We start from the raw sequence: 438 nt of genomic DNA, 5'->3' as shown, positions 1-438 counted from the left end.
TGTTACTCCAGGTGATCCTGTTAAACCCGTTGGACCTGTTACTCCTGGTGATCCCGTTAAACCTGTTGGACCTGTTACTCCCGGTGATCCCGTTAAACCCGTTGGACCTGTTACTCCCGGTGATCCCGTTAAACCTGTCGGGCCTGTTAATCCCGTTGCTCCTGTTAAACCCGTCGGGCCTGTTACTCCCGGTGATCCCGTTAAACCCGTTGGACCTGTTACTCCCGGTGATCCTGTTAAACCCGTTGGACCTGTTACTCCCGGTGATCCCGTTAAACCTGTTGGACCTGTTACTCCCGGTGATCCCGTTAAACCTGTTGGACCTGTTACTCCCGGTGATCCCGTTAAACCCGTTGGACCTGTTACTCCCGGTGATCCCGTTAAACCTGTCGCACCTGTTACTCCCGGTGATCCTGTTAAACCCGTTGGACCCGTCGG

At 54.3% G+C, this 438-nt stretch carries 1 pseudogene; it reads right to left on the bottom strand.

Annotation, left to right across the window (positions count from 1 at the left end):
- Positions 1-438: pseudogene (locus ACXVYO_RS01595) on the bottom strand (collagen-like triple helix repeat-containing protein); the annotation flags it as partial.

It is taken from the genome of Bacillus sp. BC08 (assembly GCF_054326875.1).
The sequence above is the reverse complement of the archived record's forward strand: the minus strand, read 5'-3'. Positions and strand labels throughout refer to the sequence as shown.